Raw genomic sequence first — 16502 nt, forward strand, 5'->3', positions numbered from 1 at the left:
CCGGAGGATCCGCATCCAGCCGGACGACCCGCCGCCGCGACCCCCGTACCGTGTTCGACGTGACCCAGACACAGACCCCCGAAACGAGCCGCAGCCCCGAGATCCGCCTGGCGCAGGCGGCTCTCGGCGGGCTGCGCCAGGAACTCTTCCACGACGTGGCCGTCTTCCGGCCGCTGCCCCGCGCGAACGTGGAGACCGGCCCCGCCCGCTTCCTGCCCCGGCGGATACGGCCCTACGCGGGGCTGCTCCCGCACGCCTTCGTCGGCTTCTGCGCGCTGATCGTCTTCGCCCTGGGATACCAGCGGATCTACTACGGCTTCGGCGTGCCGGCGCTCGTGCTGGCCTGCGTCCCCGCCGCCGTCGTGCTGCTCACCCTGATCCGGCCGACGCTCGCCTTCTGGGTCTCGCTGGGCACCGCGCCCTTCCTCGGCTACCTCGGCGGCACGGAAGGCAACTGGCCCTGGTCGCACGGCTCGTTCGTCACCCATCTGATCGTCCTCGGCGTGGTCGCCGCCCGCACCCGGCCCCGGACCGCCGCGTGGATGTGGATCGTGACGGCCGCCTACTGCGTGTTCCTCCAGCTCTTCTTCGGCTTCGGCGGCACCACCGAAGCCGCCCCGATGCTGTTCTTCTCCGCCCTCGTGCTGCTCACCGTGACCGTCTTCCAGGTCCGCCGCCAGGCCGATCTGGAGGTCACCGCGCAGCAGACCGTCACCGCCGAGGAGCGCTCCAAGCGGACCCTCCTGGAGGAGCGCACCACCATCGCCCGCGAGCTCCACGACGTCGTCGCCCACCACATGTCGGTGGTCGCCATCCAGGCGGAGGCCGCCCCCTACCGGGTCGAGAACCCGCCGCCGGAGCTGGAGCAGGCCTTCCGCACCATCCGCGAGAACGCCGTCTCCGCCCTCACCGAACTGCGCCGCATCCTCGGTGTCGTCCGCGCCGAGGACTACGAGGCCCCCGACGCCCCGCAGCCGACCCTCGCCGACCTCGACGGGCTCGTCGCCAATGTGCGGGAGGCCGGGCTCACCGTCGACAAGACGGTCACCGGCGCCGTGCGGGAGCTGCCGCCGGGCGTGGAGCTCTCCGCGTACCGGATCGTCCAGGAGGCCCTGTCGAACGTGCTGCGGCACGCGCCGGGCGCCGGGGCGAAGGTCGAGATCGGCTACGTCCTCGGCGGGATCGGCCTGCGCGTCGTCAACGGCCCCGCCCGGGGCCTGGTGAAGCCCTCGCCGGGCGCCGGGCACGGCATCACCGGTATGCGGGAGCGTGTCACGATGCTCGGCGGGGAGATGACGGCCGAGTCCACCGAGGACGGCGGCTACGAGGTGACCGCCTACATCCCCGTGAGCCGTGAGGAGACCGACCGATGATCCGTGTCCTGATCGTCGACGACCAGATGATGGTCCGCGAGGGCTTCTCGGTGCTGCTGGGCGCCATGCCGGACATCGAGGTCGTCGGAGAGGCGGTCAACGGCCGGGAGGCCGTCACCCAGGTCGCCGCCCTCCGCCCGGACGTGGTCCTGATGGACATCCGGATGCCCGAGCTGAACGGCCTCGACGCCACCCGGGAGATCGTCGCCGCCGACGCGGACGCGAAGGTGCTCGTCCTGACCACCTTCGACCTGGACGAGTACGTGTACCAGGCGCTGCGCGCGGGAGCCTCCGGCTTCCTCCTCAAGGACGCCTCGGCCCGGCAGCTCGCGGACGGCGTGCGGGTGGTCGCGGCGGGGGAGGCGCTCCTCGCGCCGAGCGTGACGAAGCGGCTGATCAACGAGTTCGCGAAGGCCCCGGCCAGCGGCCCGCGACCGCCCGCGATGGCGCAGATCGGGGAGCTGACGGAGCGCGAGACGGAGGTCCTGGTGCTGATCGCGCAAGGACTGTCGAACGCCGAGATCGCCGATCACCTGGTGGTCGCCGAGTCCACCATCAAGACGCACGTGAGCCGCATCCTGGTGAAGCTGGCCCTGCGCGACCGCACCCAGGCGGCGGTCTTCGCCTACGAGGCGGGGCTCGTACGCGCCGGAGGCTAGGCCTCCCGGACTCCGGCTCCCCGCTCCCGGCTCCCCACTTCCGGCTCCCCGCTTCCGGCTCCCGTGGACCTACGGCAGCCGGAAGACCCGGCGGAGGGAACAGCCCCCCGGGGGCCGGGTGGCGGTAGCGTCCGGCCATGGACGCTTCCGCTTCCCCGGACCCCCGTACGGACGACGTCTCCGCCGTGTACGACCCCTGGTCGCCCGCGTTCGTCGCCGATCCCTACCCCGCCTACGCCACCCTGCGGGCGGCGGGCCGCGCCCACTGGCACGGTCCGGCCCGGCAGTGGCTGATCCCGCACCACGCGGACGTGTCGGCCCTGCTCAGGGACCGGCGGCTGGGGCGCACGTACACCCACCGCTTCAGTCACGAGGAGTTCGGGCGGGAGGCGCCGCCCGCCGCGTACGAGCCCTTCCACACGCTCAACGACCACGGGCTGCTCGACCTGGAGGGCGCGGACCACGCCCGCATCCGGCGGCTCGTGTCCACGGCGTTCACCCCGAGGACCGTGGAGGAACTGGCCCCGACGGTACGGCGGCTCGCCGCCGAACTGGTCGGGCGGCTGGTCGCGGAGGGCGGCGGCGACCTCCAGGCACTGGTCGCGGAACCGCTGCCGGTCGCGGTGATCGCCGAGATGCTGGGCATCCCGGCGGAGGACGAGGAACGGGGGATGCTGCGCCCCTGGTCGGCCGCGATCTGCGGGATGTTCGAGCTGAACCCCTCGGAGGACACGGCCCGGCGGGCGGTACGGGCGTCGGTGGAGTTCTCGGCCTATCTGCGGGAGCTGATCGCCCGGCGGCGGCGGGAACCGGGCGACGACCTGATCTCGTCCCTGGTCGCGGTGGAGGGCCTGACCGAACAGGAGACGGTCTCCACCTGCGTCCTCCTGCTCAACGCGGGCCACGAGGCCACCGTGAACACCACGGTCAACGGCTGGTGGACGCTCCTGAGGGAGGGCGTCCGGCCCGATCCGGAAAAGTTGTCCACAGCTGTGGAGGAACTGCTGCGGTACGACACCCCGCTCCAGATGTTCGAGCGCTGGGTCCTCGACGACATCGAAGTCGGCGGCACCGTCGTCCCGCGCGGCTCCGAGGTCGCGCTGCTCCTCGGCTCCGCCAACCGGGACCCGGCCCGCTTCGGCCCCACCGCCGACCGGCTCGACCTGACCCGCGCCGACAACCCGCACCTCACCTTCGGCGCGGGCATCCACTACTGCCTCGGCGCCCCGCTCGCCCGGCTGGAACTCACCGCGGTCTTCGCCGAACTGCTCCGCCGGGCCCCCGGTCTGCGCCTGACCGCCGAACCCGTCCGCAGACCGGGCTACGTCATCCGGGGCTTCGAACAACTGCTGGTGGAGGTCTGACCCGGCGCCTCCGGCCCGGGTCCCGGGCCTGTTCCTGGGCCTTGGGCCTGTTCCTGGGCCTTGGGCCCGCCCGGCCTCCCCGACCGGGTCCCGGTCCGGCCCGGCCTCCCCGACCGGGTCCCGGTCCGGCCCGGCGGCTCCGGCCCGGTCCCGGTCCGGCCGGAGGCCCGTACCCCGGCCGGGTGCCCCCCGCTCAGACCTCCAGGTCCCGCCGGCGCAGCCGGGCGAGTCCGGCGGCCACCAGGACGGCGGCCAGGGCCGTCAGGACCAGGACCGGGGTCCAGGCCGTCGCCTGCCCCGGCAGCCTCGGCAGCCACCCGTACGGGGAGAGGTCCAGAACCGCCCGGGGCAGCCCCAGCGCCGGGCCCACCCAGCCGAGGGCCAGACAGAGCCCGGCCGCGCCCCACGCGGCCCCGGCGACCCGGGGGACCGCGCCCCACAGCAGGACCGCGAGCCCCGCGAGCGTCCACACGGCCGGGAGCTGGACGAGCGAGGCGCCGAGGAGGGACCCGGAATCCCGCCCGTACGAGAGGGCGAGGCCGAGGCCCCCGAGGGCGAGGAGCACGGCGGAGCCGCCGAAGGCGACCACCAGGTGTCCGGCCGCCCAGCGGAGCCGTCCGAGGGGCCCCGCGAGGAGCGGTTCGGCCCGCCCCGAGGTCTCCTCGCCGTGCGCCCGCAGCACCGCGCCGACCGCGAACAGGGCCGCGACCATCCCGAGCAGGGAGACGAAAGTCGCCAGGAAGGCACTGGTCAGCGCGGTCTGGCCGCCCATGCGGGCGATGATCTCCCGGGTCCGCGCGTTGTCGCCGACGAGGCCCGCCGCGCCCTCCGCCATCCCGCCGAAGAGCAGCCCGCAGAGCAGGAAGCCCAGCGACCAGCCGGCCAGGGCGCCGCGCTGGAGGCGCAGGGCGAGCGCGCCCGCCGAGCCGAGCCGCCCCGAGGCGGGCCCCGGCCGGGTCGGCAGGAAGCTCGCGCCGACGTCCCGGCGGCCGGTCAGCGCGTACGCCGCCGCCGTCTGGAGCAGTACGGCCGCGAGCGGCAGGAGCAGCACCCACCAGCGCTCCCCGGCGAAGGCGCGGACGTGCCCGGCCCAGCCGAACGGCGAGAGCCAGGCCGAGGCGGAGGACCCGTCGGCGGTCCGGGCGTCGCCCGCCGCCCGCAGCGCGAACGCCAGGCCGACCACGGCGCCGGTGAGGCCCTTGGCCAGCCGGGCGCTCCCGGTCAGCTGGGCGGCGAGCGCGGCGGTGGCCGCGAAGACCATGCCGGTGCCGCCGACCGCCAGACCGAGGGCGAGCGCCCCGGCGAGGCCCTGCCCCGCGAGGCCCGCGGTGACGAGGAGGGCGACGGCCGCGTTCAGGACGAGGGCGGCGAGGAGGGCGGCGGTGAGCGGTGCCCGGCGGCCGACCGCCCCGGCGGAGAGCGTCTCCTGCCGTCCGGTCTCCTCCTCCTCGCGGGTGTGCCGGACGACGACGAGCAGGCTCGCGACGGCGGCGAGGACGGCGGCGAAGACGCCGAACCGCCAGGCGACGAGCCCGCCGAGGGAGTCGTCGAGGACGGGCCCGTAGAGCGCCCGCAGCGAGCCCTGGGCGTTCATGGCGGCGGCGACCGAGGCCCGGTCGGCGGCGGTGGGGTAGACGTCCGCGAGGGTGCCGGGACCACTGGCGACCAGACCGCCGGTGACGAGGACCCAGAGGGGGATCAGCAGCCGGTCGCGGCGCAGCGCGAGCCGGGTGAGGGCGCCGGTGCCGGTGAGGGCGGTGCTCATCGCGGGCCCCCGCCCTCGGAGGTCCTGGTGGCGTCGGGGGCCGTGGCGGACTCCGAGGCCCCGGTGGCGTCCGGGTCCCCGGCCCCGGTGGCGTAGTGGCGGAGGAACAGCTCCTCCAGGGTGGGCGGGGCGCTGGTGAGGCTCCGTACGCCCGAGGCGGTGAGCGCGCGCAGGACGCCGTCGAGGTGCTCGGTGTCGACGTGGAGCCGCACCCGGGTGCCGGTGACGTCGAGGTCGTGGACGCCGGGGAGGCGGTCGAGACCGGTCGGCGGGGCGGCGAGTTCGGCGGTGACGGCGGTCCGGGTGAGGTGCCGCAGACCGGCGAGCGAGCCGGACTCCACGGTGCGGCCCGCGCGGACGATGCTCACCCGGTCGCAGAGGGCCTCGACCTCGCTGAGCAGATGGCTCGACAGCAGGACGGTCCGGCCCCGGTCGCGGGCCTCCCGGACGCAGTCGCGGAAGACCTCCTCCATCAGCGGGTCGAGGCCGCTGGTGGGTTCGTCGAGGACGAAGAGCTCGGCGTCGGAGGCGAAGGCGGCGACGAGGGCGACCTTCTGCCGGTTGCCCTTGGAGTAGGTGCGGCCCTTCTTGGTGGGGTCGAGTGCGAAGCGTTCGACCAGGGCGGCGCGGCGCGCCGGGTCGAGGCCGCCCCGGAGGCGTCCGTGCAGGTCGATGACCTCGCCGCCGGAGAGGTTGCGCCAGAGGGTGACGTCGCCGGGGACGTACGCGATCCGGCGGTGCAGTTCCACGGCGTCGTGCCAGGGGTCCCCGCCGAGCAGCCGGGCGGTGCCGGAGTCGGGGCGCAGGAGGCCGAGGAGGACCCGGATGGTGGTGGACTTCCCGGCGCCGTTGGGGCCGAGGAAGCCGTGGACCTCGCCGGTGGGGACGGTGAGGTCGAGGCCGTCCAGCGCGTGGGTGCGCCCGAAGGACTTGTGGAGTCCGGCGACGCTGATTGCCTTCGTCATGTTTCGGAACGTACGCTACTTTCACAAACTTGTGAAGTTAAGGAAGCGTATAAAGTCGGGGGTCGGCGGCGGACGAGGGAGACGATGAGCGGTATGGGCAGCACAGGGACCGGCGGCACGGTTCCCGCCGACGAGCGGGCGGTCTCCCGCTTCGTCGAGCGGTTCGCCGCCGAACTCACCGAGGCGGGTATGCAGCGGATGGCCGCCCGGGTCTTCGCGGCCCTCCTGGCCTCCGAGACCGGCTCGCTGACCTCGGCCGAACTCGCCGAGCGGCTCATGATCAGCCCTGCCGCCGTCTCCGGCGCGGTCCGCTACCTCGGCCAGGTCGACATGGTCAGCCGGGAGCGCGACCCCGGCACCCGGCGCGACCGGTACGTCCTCCACAACGAGCTCTGGTACGAGACGTTCACCCGTCGCGACCAGGTCCTCACCCGCTGGGAGAAGGTCCTGCGGGAGGGCGCGGAGACCCTCGGCCCGGACACGGCGGCGGGGGTGCGCACCGCCGAGACCGCCGAGTTCTTCGCCTTCCTCCAGCGGGAGATGCTGGGCATCCTGGACCGCTGGGCGGTCCACCGGAGCACCCGCCCGGCGCCGGACGCGCCGACGCCGACGCCGCCGCCGGGCGACTGAGCCCGGGGCCCGGGGGCGTACGGGGGCCGCGCCCCGGCCCCTCAGGGGCTCACGGGCCTGAGCAGGGCCTCCGGCCCCGTAGGGGTTCGCGGGGACGGACGGCTCGCCCCTCGTCCCGTACGGGCTCCAGGGGGCGGATGCCCGGCCCCCGTACGGGCCTCAGGGGACAGACGCCCCCGTCCCGTAAGGGCTCACCCTTCCCGTGGCAGGGTCAGGCCCCACGCGCCCGGTCCTGCCGTCCAGGTGCGGCGGCGGACCGGGCCGGTGAGACGGCCGTCGGCGCGGTAGCGGAAGTCCGGGCCCGAGACCGTGAGGACCCGGGCGGTCGCGTACCGGGGCGGGGCCGCCACCGGGTGCACGGTCACCTCGGCCGCGCCGCCCGCCGAGCGGACCGTCAGGCCCTCCACCGGGGTGTCGACGTCCGCGAGCAGCACCCCGTCCGCCTCCACCCGCAGCCGGTGGGTGCGGACCGCCAGCTCCGCCGGGACCGGCCGCACCAGGGTGCGGACCAGGGACCGGCAGGTGCCCCAGACCGACGCGGCGGCCGGACCGGGCACGGGCCCTGCGGGCACCAGGAGGTCGCCGACGACGATCCCGTCGCTGTCGTCGACCAGCAGGTCGAGCCGCCGTACCGACCCCTCCAGGACCGCCCGCGCGGCGGCGGGAACCGCGCGCGGCACGCCGAGCGCGCGGGCCGTCTCCAGGGCCTCGGGCGGGCCGATCGGGACGAGGGAGAGGACCACTCCGGCCAGCTCGCGCTCGCGGTGCAGCAGCGCCACCGTCCGCAGCAGCGCCCGGTCGTCGCCGAGCACCACGGGACGCCGGGAACCGCGCCTGGCCAGGGCCCGGGAGAACTCCTCCGGCCCGTCCGGCAGGCAGATCCGCACCTCCGCCCCGGCCGACAGGACATCCTTCGCGATCCGCACGGACTCGCCGTCCGACCGCCGGGCGACCGGGTCGACGATGACCAGTAGCTGGTCGTGATCCGACACCTCGGTCCTTCCTCGGGTAGCATCTTTGTGCAAGAGCCCCTTGCGCTATTGCGCCAGGGGCTTCGTCTATTCCGGGGCACACCGGTGAGGCGGGCCTCGGCCCCTGACCTTGGACATGCCCCACCCGGAAGGGGTGTACGCCTGTGCCCGCACTTGTGCTGCTCGGTGCTCAGTGGGGTGACGAGGGCAAGGGAAAGGCCACCGACCTGCTCGGTGGATCCGTTGACTATGTAGTGCGCTACCAGGGCGGCAACAACGCCGGCCACACGGTCGTCGTCGGCGACCAGAAGTACGCGCTGCACCTTCTCCCTTCCGGCATCCTCTCACCGGGGTGCACCCCGGTGATCGGAAACGGTGTCGTCGTCGACCCGGCGGTCCTGCTCTCCGAGCTGAGCGGACTGAACGAGCGTGGAATCGACACGTCCAAGCTCCTGATCAGCGGCAACGCCCACCTGATCACCCCGTACAACGTCACGCTCGACAAGGTGACGGAACGGTTCCTCGGCAAGCGGAAGATCGGCACCACGGGCCGGGGCATCGGCCCGACCTACGCCGACAAGATCAACCGCGTGGGCATCCGGGTCCAGGACCTGTACGACGAGTCGATCCTGACCCAGAAGGTCGAGGCGGCGCTGGAGGGCAAGAACCAGCTGCTCGCCAAGCTCTACAACCGCCGCGCGATCGACGCCGCCCAGATCGTCGAGGAGATGCTCCAGTACGCGGAGCAGATCAAGCCCTTCGTCGCGGACACCACCCTGATCCTCAACAACGCGCTCGACGAGGACAAGGTCGTGCTCTTCGAGGGCGGCCAGGGCACCCTGCTCGACGTCGACCACGGCACGTACCCCTTCGTCACCTCCTCGAACCCGACGGCGGGCGGCGCCTGCACGGGCGCGGGCGTGGGCCCGACGAAGATCAGCCGGGTCATCGGCATCCTCAAGGCGTACACGACCCGTGTCGGCGCCGGTCCGTTCCCGACCGAGCTGTTCGACGCGGACGGCGAGGCGCTGCGCCGGATCGGCGGCGAGCGCGGTGTCACCACCGGCCGTGACCGCCGCTGCGGCTGGTTCGACGCCCCGATCGCGCGCTACGCGACCCGCGTCAACGGACTGACGGACTTCTTCCTCACCAAGCTGGACGTGCTGACCGGCTGGGAGCAGATCCCCGTCTGCGTCGCGTACGAGATCGACGGCAAGCGCGTCGAGGAGCTCCCGTACTCGCAGACCGACTTCCACCACGCGAAGCCGATCTACGAGATGCTGCCGGGCTGGTCCGAGGACATCACCAAGGCCAAGACCTTCGCCGACCTGCCGAAGAACGCGCAGGCGTACGTGAAGGCCCTGGAGGAGATGTCGGGCGCCCCGATCTCCGCCATCGGCGTCGGCCCCGGCCGCACCGAGACCATCGAGATCAACTCCTTCCTGTAGGAGCACGCGCGCGTACGAAGGGCCCGCGCCCCGGTCCGACCGGGGCGCGGGCCCTTCGCGTGCCCGCCGGGGCCCCGGCTCCGGCGGTGCTCGTCAGCTCCGGTAGTACTCGTTCGGTTCGCCGTCGAGCATCGGGTGGACGAGGAGCCGGTCCTTGCCCTTCCACTTGTCGACGAGCAGGTACCCGGCGGGGCCCGACTGGCACTCGCGGTCCCCGGTGTTCGCGTCCGGCGTGGTCGGGCCGAGGACCAGCAGGCCGCCGACGCCCGCCAGGACGGCCCTGGCGTCGCAGTACCGGTCCTCCGAGGTGAGCACGCCGTCGACCATGCGCGGGGAGCCGGTGAGGACCCGGAACACGGAGGAGCCGACCGGGCCCTGGGTGATCGTCACCTCCGAGGTGTAGCGGCTGTCGTTCGCGCCGTACATCTCCGGCGCGGGGACGCGCGACCAGCGGCCGAGGTAGCGGGCGGGGACGGCCTCGGTGCCGGTGGGGGCCTTGCGGAAGGTGGCCCTCATGGAGCCCGAGCTCCATTCGAGGACGTCGGGGGAGCGCAGGGTGAGGGTCTGGTGGGCGGCCGGGACGCAGCGCTGGGCGGGCACACTGGCCGTCACGTCGGACTCGCCGAGGACGACCTTGTCCTCGTCGGCCGAGACGAGCCGGGAGCGGCCCATGCACATGCGGTACTCGGAGACCTGGACGTAGACGGCGTTCTTGGCACCCGCCGCGCCCTGCGAGATCTCGATCCGGGTGGTCTCCCGGGGGTGGTCGGGGGAGCCCTGGAGGACGCCCTCCCAGGCGCCGAGGAAGACGGCCGGGACGATGCCCGGAGCGCGGGCGTCCGTGGCCCCGTTCTTCCGCCCCTCGTCACCGGTGCCGGGACCGGACCAGGAGAAGTACGCGAGACCCGCCGCCGTCACGGCGAGGGCCACGGCTCCGGCGACCAGGGCGGTACGGGCCCGGCGCCGGGCGGGCGGCCGGGGCGCGGGGGAGCCGGTGGGCCCGCCGACCGGGACCGGGAGGTCCGTGACCGGCCGGTGGGGACCGGCGGACGGCGGCGGGGTGCGCTCACCGGAGCCGGAGCCGGAGCCGGAGCGGGAGCGGGAGCCGGAACCGGCGGTCGTCCGGGCGTCCGGGGCTCCCGTAGGGGTGTCCCTGACACCGGCCGTGGCGTCCGGGCCGGGGCCATCGGCTCCCGGACCGGGGGGCCCGGCTCCGGCGGCGGGGCCCTCCGGGGCCGTCTCCGCCTCCAGGAGGCGGGCCGCGTGGCGGCCGAGGCGGGCCAGGACGCCCGCCGGGAGCCAGGGGTCGGGGACGGGGAGGGTCCCGGCGATCTCGGCGGCGGACGGGCGGCCCGCCGGGTCCTTGGCGAGGCAGGCGCGGATCAGCCCGGACAGTTCGGCCGGGAGATCCGTCAGGTCGGGCTCGTCGTGGGCGATGCGGAACATCGTGGCGTGGACGCCGCTGTCCGCCGTACCGAAGGGGGCCCGTCCGGTCGCCGCGTACCCGAGGACCGAGCCGAGGCAGAAGACGTCCGACGCCGGGGTCAGCCGGTCCCCGCGCACCTGCTCCGGCGACATGAAGCCGGGGGAGCCGACGACCGCCCCGGTGGTGGTCAGGTTGCCGCCCTCGGCGACGGTGTCCACGGCGCGCGCGATGCCGAAGTCGATGAGCCGGGGGCCGTCGACCGTCAGCAGGACGTTCGAGGGCTTGAGGTCGCGGTGGACGAGCCCGGCGGCGTGGATGTGGACGAGGGCGCGGGCGAGCCCTCCGGCCAGCGCCTTCACGGTCGCGGGCGGCAGCGGCCCGGACTCGTCGCCGACCACGGTCCGCAGCGAGGGCCCCGGCACGTAGCCGATCGCCACCCACGGCGCCTCGGCGTCCGTGTCCGAACCGAGGACGGGCGCGGTGCCGGTGCCGCCGACCCGTTCCAGGGCGGCGACCTCGCGGGCGAACCGGCGCCGGAACTCGTCCTGGGCGGCCAGTTCGGCGTGCACCACCTTCACCGCGACCGTGCGTCCCCCGGCCGAACGCGCCAGGAAGACCCGGCCCATGCCGCCGACCCCGAGACGGCCGAGCAGCCGGAACGGGCCGATGACGAGCGGGTCCTGCGCGTTCAATGGCTCCACGTCATCAGAGGATGCCAGACGGGGCGTCAGCCGTCCCCGCAGATCCGCATCCCCTCGGGGGTGGCGCAGGGCAGGTGACCATGGGCGCGGACGACGTCCTGCCCGCCGCCCCGGCTCAGATAGGTGAGGAAGCTGGAGGTCAGGGAGTCGGCGGACGGCCGGTCCCAGGTGTAGGCGTACTCGATCTCCCGGTACGGGTAGCTCGACGCCCCGATCTCGTCGAGGACCGGCCGTCTGCCGTCGAGGGCCACCCGGTGCAGCCCCTTCAGACCGCTCCCGGACCGCAGTTCGGTGTAGCCGAGGGCGCCGGGGAGCCGGGCGACGGCGGCCAGGACCTGTTCGGTGGAGTCGAGTTCGCAGCGGATCACCTTCGCCTCGGGATCGTCGAGGTGCTCGCAGTCGCGGGACGAGACGGCGGGCTCGTTGCGGCCGAGGACCCGGCGCTGGAAGACCTCCCTGGTGCCGGAACCGGCGTCCCGGCTGACCAGCAGGACCGGCCGGTCGAGACCGGGGACGAGCTGGTTCCAGTTGTCGGTCTCGCCCCGGTAGAGCCGCCGGACCTGCTCCAGGGTCAGGTCGTCGACGGGCACGTCGTCATGGACGACGAGGGTGAAGAGGGAGACGGCGACCATGCTCCCGCGCAGTCGCGGGTAGCCGTCCGGTCTCCGCCCGTCGGAGAGGGCGATGACGGCGGGGGAGCCCTCGGCGGACTTCGCGCCCGCGTCGGCGAGTTCCCGTATCCCGGTGGTCGAGCCGCGCGCGTCGACGACGACGGTCGAGCCCTCGCAGTCGGCCTCGTACCTCTTCGCCAGCTCCCGGACGACGGGCGCGAAGGCGGTGGAGCCGGTGACGGTGAGGGTGCCCCGGGCGCAGCCGATCGGCGGCGGGTCCTGTTCCCGGACGATGATCGCGGCGAGGGCGACCACGCAGACGGTGAGGACGACGGTGACGGTCCGGGCGACCCGGCTGAAGACGGGCGGGGTGTCGTCGGGGGTGGTGCTGTGGTTGAGGTGGACGTGGCCCTCGTCGATGTTGCCCTCGACGGTGACGGGGCCGCCGATCGGGCCGCCGGTGAGCAGGACGAGCAGTTTGTAGTGGGCGCCCCGGTTGAGCGGGACCTTGGGGAGGTGGACGGCGGTGTCGCCCTCGGCGGGGCCGGACCAGGTGGCCGGAAAGTGACTGAGGAGCCGGGGGTGGCCGGGGGCGGTGACGACGACCGCCTTGACCCGGCGGCCGGTGAACCGCACGGTGAGCCCGTTCGGGCCGCCGTCCGTGTAGTGGTCGGAGGTGAGGGCGAGGGCGCCGTCGTTCTCGATCCGGAGCAGCACGAGGGTGGCGTCGGCGAGGTCGGGGCTCGCGTCGAAGAAGCCGCGCCGCACGGCGGTGCCCGCGCCGGACAGGGAGCCGTCGGCGTCGCCGATGGCGGTGTCCAGCTGGACGCGGTAGCCGATCCGGCGCCGGTGCGGCACCCGCCGCTCGTACCAGACGGCACCGGCGGAGACGAGGACGCCGAGGAGCGCGGTGCCCACGGCGATGAGGTTCTCAGCGGTCAGCCATTCCACCCGTGCGACGGTACGGACGCGTGTGCGACGGCGGGGGCGGTGCGGCCGACCGCCACCTGGAGTTCTTCCTTCCGTCAGCGGGTCCCGGCGCTTCCGCCGGGAGATTCCCGGGGCGGGTCCGGGGCCGGTCCCCGACGGCTCCCCCGAGGGGTCCCCGGGCCGGGGACCGAGGGGTCCCCGGGCGGGGGATCAGGGGTTGCCCGGGGGTGGGGAGCGTGGGTGTAATGGCCACCAGGGGGCCTTCCGTGAGGAGTACCCCATGCGTGTCGTCGAAGTGACCGCCTACGGCGGACCCGAGGTCCTCAGGATGGCCCGCCGACCGGACCCGGAGGCGGGTGCCGTCCCGGGCCGGGTGCGCGTACGGATCAAGGCCACCGCCGTGAACCAGGCGGACCTGAAGATCCGCTCCGGGCGCTTCGCGGCCTTCCTCGGGGAGCTCGCGCCGCCCTTCGTCCTCGGCTTCGACTTCGCGGGCCGCCTCCTGGACGCGGCGCCCGGTCTGCCCGAGGGCACCCGGGTGGCCGGATTCGTTCCCTGGCTGCTGGAGGGGACGGGCGCGGGGACGTACGCGGAGATGCTCCTGGCCGATCCGGCCTGGCTGGCCCCGGTCCCCGACGAGCTGGACTTCCCCACGGCCGCCTCGGTGCCGGTGTCCTCGCTGACCGCCGCGCAGGGCCTCGACCTGCCGGCCCTGCCCACGGGCTCCACGGTGCTGATCACCGGGGCGAGCGGGGTGGTGGGCCGGTTCGCCGTCCAGCACGCGGCGGCGGCCGGGCTCCGGGTGGCGGCCCTGGCCAACAGTGGCGACGAGGCCGAACTGCGGGCCCTCGGAGCGGAGGCGGTGGTGCCCCGGGGGGCGCCGGAGGACGTCATCACGGGGGTGCTGGGCTTCGCCCCGGAGCGCCTCGACGGCATCTTCGACGCGGCCCTGATCGGCGATCCGCTGCTGCCCGCGCTCAAGGACGGCGGGGTCTTCGTCACGGCGTCCGGCGACCGGGCGCCGGTCGCCGAGCGGGACATCACGGTGAAGGCCGTACAGGTGGCTCCGGACGGCGCCCGGCTGAAGGAGATGCTGGAGAGGGTCGCCGCGCGGGAGCTGGCCACCCGGATGGCGGACGTCCTCCCGCTGGAGGAGGCCGCCGAGGCCCACCGGCGCGCGGAGGCGGGCCACCGGCCTGGGCGGATCGTGCTGCTGGTCTGAGCGAGACGGGTGGTCTGAGGGAGACGGGGCCCGGGGCCCGGGGCCCGGGTCGGGCGCGGGCGGGACCGGACCGGGCGGCGCCGGGGACGGTCGCGCCGGGCGGGGTAGGGCCGGTCCCGGGTGCGCGGACGGGTTCCGGACGGATGTCCGTCCGGCCGGGGAGGCCCTGGCGGGGGCCGGTCCCTCGGTGGGCGGACGGAGCGGATCCGAAGGGGACCGGACCTGGCCGGGAGGTTGTCACACCCCTGTGAGAGGCTTTTTGACTCATGGGGTTACCCACATTTTCCCGGGGGGAAACTTGACGATCAACCGACGCGGCGCCGTGCTCCGGAGCGCGTTCGCCGTCACCGCCGCCGCGGTCGCGCTCGCCGCCACCGCCGGTACCGCCCTCGCCTCCGGCGACCCGGCCGCCGCCGCCCGCGCGCGGGCCGCCGCCGTGGCCGAGCACCGGGCGCAGGACGCCCCGCGCGCCTCCGCCCTGGCGCGGGCGGACGAGGCCCCGGTCGAGACGCCGACCTTCGCGATGCCGGCCGTCCTCAAGCGGAACAGCAATCTCTACCTGTACTTCCCGAACGGCGAGGGCGGCTTCGACGCCCGGTACGACGTGGGGGTCAGCTTCGACGGGATCGCCGACACGGTCGACGTCGACAACGACAAGGACGGCTGGGAGGACGGCAGCTACACGCTCTTCAAGGACGGTCGGCTGAGCTACAGCTGGATCACCGACGACCTGGACTACCACGACAAGCAGGTCGGTACGGGCTGGCACATCTACCGCACCATCCTGTCGCCCGGCAGCCTCGGCGGGGCCAAGGAGGCCGACCTCATCGGCGTCGACAAGGCCGGTGTCCTCTGGTCCTACCTCGCCTACCCGGGCGGCTCGCTGACCCCGCGCACCCGGGTCGGCAGCGGCTGGGACCAGTACACCCAGATCGCCGGACAGGGCGACCTGACCGGTGACGGCAAGGCCGACATCGTCGCCCGCGACAAGTCGGGCGTCCTGTGGCTCTACAAGGGCACCGGCAACTACAAGACCCCCTTCGCGGGCCGCGCGAAGATCGGTGGTGGCTGGAACGCGTTCGACCGGCTGCTCTCCGTCGGCGACCTGAACATGGACGGCCGGACGGACCTGATCGCCCGGAAGACCAACGGTGACCTGCTGCGTTACTCGGGAACGGGCAACGCGGCCGCCCCGTTCCAGAAGCCGGTGAAGATCGGCCACGGCTACCAGATCTACAACCTGCTCTAGTAGCGAGGGAGTTGGCGTAGCTCCGGTCGGGGCTACGCCAACCCCACCCCCAAGTCCATCCCGATCGTCACAAGTTCTGGTCTAGACCTTGACGGGTCCAGACCAATCACGCTTCGCTGTGGCTTCCCCCACCCGGCCCCACCCGGAAGGAAGCGCACATGCTGCGTAAGTTGCTCGCCGTGATGGCAGCACTCTGTACGGCCCTAGGAATCGCCGTACTCGTCCCCTCCGCCACCGCGGGCGCCGCACCCGCCTGCGCCGGCGCCTGGAACTCGGGCAGCGTCTACACCGGCGGGATGACCGCCTCGCTCAACGGCCGCAACTGGTACGCGAAGTGGTGGACCCTCAACGAGCGTCCCGGCACCTCGGACGTCTGGCGCGACCAGGGCGCCTGCGGCGACGGCGGCGGAAACCCGGACCCCTCCGGATTCGTGGTCTCCGAGGCGCAGTTCAACCAGATGTTCCCGAACCGGAACCCCTTCTACACGTACGCGGGCCTCGTCTCCGCCACCAAGTCCTACCCGGCCTTCGCCAAGACCGGCAGCGACACCGTGAAGAAGCAGGAGGCCGCGGCCTTCCTCGCCAACGTCTCCCACGAGACCGGCGGGCTCTTCTACATCGTCGAGCAGAACCAGGCGAACTACCCCCACTACTGCGACGCGGGCAAGCCCTACGGCTGCCCCGCGGGCCAGGCCGCCTACTACGGCCGCGGCCCCATCCAGCTCTCCTGGAACTTCAACTACAAGGCCGCCGGTGACGCCCTCGGCATCGACCTCCTCAACAACCCCTGGAAGGTCGAGCAGGACCCGGCCGTCGCCATGCAGACCGGTCTCTGGTACTGGAACACCCAGAACGGCCCCGGCACCATGACCCCGCACAACGCCATCGTCAACGGCGTGGGCTTCGGCGAGACCATCCGTTCCATCAACGGCATCCTGGAGTGCAACGGCGGCAACCCCGCCCAGGTCCAGAGCCGCATCAACAAGTACACGCAGTTCACCCAGATCCTGGGTGTCCCCACCGGGGCGAACCTGTCCTGCTGATCCCTCCCGACGGGCCGCCCCCACCGGGGCGCGGTCTCGGCGGGGGGGGGGGCGCGGCCCGGGCGCCGCCCCCCCCGCCCGGCCCCGGGGCCGGGGGAAGACACCAAACCGGCGAGGGGCAGAGTGTTGTTGGAGGGTTGAGGGT

13 protein-coding genes are annotated in these 16502 nt (G+C 73.9%); 8 read left to right on the forward strand and 5 right to left on the reverse strand.

Annotated features, from left to right (window positions below):
* The first annotated feature begins 50 nt into the window (after window positions 1-50).
* From ACFXGN_RS06140 to ACFXGN_RS06150, 3 genes are all read left to right on the forward strand, one after another.
* Window positions 51-1373 carry a sensor histidine kinase gene (locus ACFXGN_RS06140; protein WP_384854063.1) on the forward strand — a complete coding sequence of 441 codons (1323 nt, stop codon included), beginning with the start codon at window positions 51-53 and terminating at the stop codon, window positions 1371-1373.
* Complete coding sequence (locus ACFXGN_RS06145) at window positions 1370-2032, forward strand: response regulator (RefSeq protein WP_384854066.1); 663 nt, start codon at window positions 1370-1372, stop codon at window positions 2030-2032. The genes ACFXGN_RS06140 and ACFXGN_RS06145 overlap by 4 nt, the downstream gene beginning before the upstream one ends.
* Window positions 2033-2169: 137 nt before the next feature.
* Window positions 2170-3396: a cytochrome P450 gene (locus tag ACFXGN_RS06150; RefSeq protein WP_384854068.1), complete on the forward strand. Its 1227-nt coding sequence runs from the start codon at window positions 2170-2172 to the stop codon at window positions 3394-3396.
* A 193-nt stretch (window positions 3397-3589) separates the two neighbouring features.
* Here the strand turns inward: ACFXGN_RS06150 and ACFXGN_RS06155 are convergent, their stop codons facing one another.
* Complete coding sequence (locus ACFXGN_RS06155; RefSeq protein WP_384854071.1) at window positions 3590-5161, reverse strand: ABC transporter permease; 1572 nt, start codon at window positions 5159-5161, stop codon at window positions 3590-3592.
* Entirely contained in the window at window positions 5158-6126 is a 969-nt protein-coding gene (locus ACFXGN_RS06160; protein WP_384854074.1) for an ATP-binding cassette domain-containing protein, read from the reverse strand. Before ACFXGN_RS06160 ends, ACFXGN_RS06155 begins: the two co-directional genes overlap by 4 nt.
* A gap of 84 nt (window positions 6127-6210) precedes the next feature.
* Between ACFXGN_RS06160 and ACFXGN_RS06165 the strand changes: the two genes are divergently transcribed.
* Complete coding sequence (locus tag ACFXGN_RS06165) at window positions 6211-6756, forward strand: GbsR/MarR family transcriptional regulator (RefSeq protein WP_384854078.1); 546 nt, start codon at window positions 6211-6213, stop codon at window positions 6754-6756.
* A 191-nt stretch (window positions 6757-6947) separates the two neighbouring features.
* Here ACFXGN_RS06165 and ACFXGN_RS06170 read toward each other — a convergent pair whose 3' ends face one another.
* The gene (locus ACFXGN_RS06170; protein WP_384854079.1) at window positions 6948-7748 is read right to left on the reverse strand and encodes a diacylglycerol kinase; all 801 of its coding nucleotides are present in this window, start codon (window positions 7746-7748) and stop codon (window positions 6948-6950) included.
* Window positions 7749-7891: 143 nt separating this feature from the next.
* Between ACFXGN_RS06170 and ACFXGN_RS06175 the strand changes: the two genes are divergently transcribed.
* A complete protein-coding gene (locus ACFXGN_RS06175) occupies window positions 7892-9175 on the forward strand; it encodes an adenylosuccinate synthase (RefSeq protein WP_351785676.1) in 1284 nt (427 codons plus the stop codon).
* Between the two features lie 93 nt (window positions 9176-9268).
* On the opposite strand, the gene ACFXGN_RS06180 is transcribed toward ACFXGN_RS06175, so the two are convergent.
* Window positions 9269-11302, reverse strand: coding sequence for a serine/threonine-protein kinase (locus tag ACFXGN_RS06180; RefSeq protein ID WP_384854082.1), 2034 nt, complete (start codon window positions 11300-11302; stop codon window positions 9269-9271).
* A gap of 26 nt (window positions 11303-11328) precedes the next feature.
* Complete coding sequence (locus ACFXGN_RS06185; protein WP_384854085.1) at window positions 11329-12864, reverse strand: PstS family phosphate ABC transporter substrate-binding protein; 1536 nt, start codon at window positions 12862-12864, stop codon at window positions 11329-11331.
* 259 nt (window positions 12865-13123) lie between these two features.
* On the opposite strand from ACFXGN_RS06185, the gene ACFXGN_RS06190 reads away from it, so the two are divergent.
* The 3 genes from ACFXGN_RS06190 to ACFXGN_RS06200 all read left to right on the forward strand — a co-directional run bounded on the left by ACFXGN_RS06190 (window position 13124) and on the right by ACFXGN_RS06200 (window position 16357).
* Window positions 13124-14065: an NADP-dependent oxidoreductase gene (locus ACFXGN_RS06190; RefSeq protein WP_384854087.1), complete on the forward strand. Its 942-nt coding sequence runs from the start codon at window positions 13124-13126 to the stop codon at window positions 14063-14065.
* A gap of 298 nt (window positions 14066-14363) precedes the next feature.
* The gene (locus tag ACFXGN_RS06195; RefSeq protein WP_384854090.1) at window positions 14364-15314 is read left to right on the forward strand and encodes an FG-GAP repeat domain-containing protein; all 951 of its coding nucleotides are present in this window, start codon (window positions 14364-14366) and stop codon (window positions 15312-15314) included.
* Between the two features lie 182 nt (window positions 15315-15496).
* Entirely contained in the window at window positions 15497-16357 is an 861-nt protein-coding gene (locus tag ACFXGN_RS06200; protein WP_384854545.1) for a glycoside hydrolase family 19 protein, read from the forward strand.
* Window positions 16358-16502 lie beyond the last annotated feature (145 nt).

The organism is Streptomyces sp. NPDC059247, from assembly GCF_042754005.1.
Lineage (GTDB): Bacteria > Actinomycetota > Actinomycetes > Streptomycetales > Streptomycetaceae > Streptomyces.

Excerpts from the sequence above, each read along its gene's own strand:
- ACFXGN_RS06155 (WP_384854071.1), bottom strand. The coding sequence starts at position 5,161 with ATGAGCACCGCCCTCACCGGCACCGGCGCCCTCACCCGGCTCGCGCTG.
- ACFXGN_RS06165 (WP_384854078.1), top strand. The coding sequence starts at position 6,211 with ATGAGCGGTATGGGCAGCACAGGGACCGGCGGCACGGTTCCCGCCGAC.
- ACFXGN_RS06190 (WP_384854087.1), top strand. The coding sequence starts at position 13,124 with ATGCGTGTCGTCGAAGTGACCGCCTACGGCGGACCCGAGGTCCTCAGG.
- ACFXGN_RS06160 (WP_384854074.1), bottom strand. The coding sequence starts at position 6,126 with ATGACGAAGGCAATCAGCGTCGCCGGACTCCACAAGTCCTTCGGGCGC.
- ACFXGN_RS06145 (WP_384854066.1), top strand. The coding sequence starts at position 1,370 with ATGATCCGTGTCCTGATCGTCGACGACCAGATGATGGTCCGCGAGGGC.
- ACFXGN_RS06200 (WP_384854545.1), top strand. The coding sequence starts at position 15,497 with ATGGCAGCACTCTGTACGGCCCTAGGAATCGCCGTACTCGTCCCCTCC.
- ACFXGN_RS06150 (WP_384854068.1), top strand. The coding sequence starts at position 2,170 with ATGGACGCTTCCGCTTCCCCGGACCCCCGTACGGACGACGTCTCCGCC.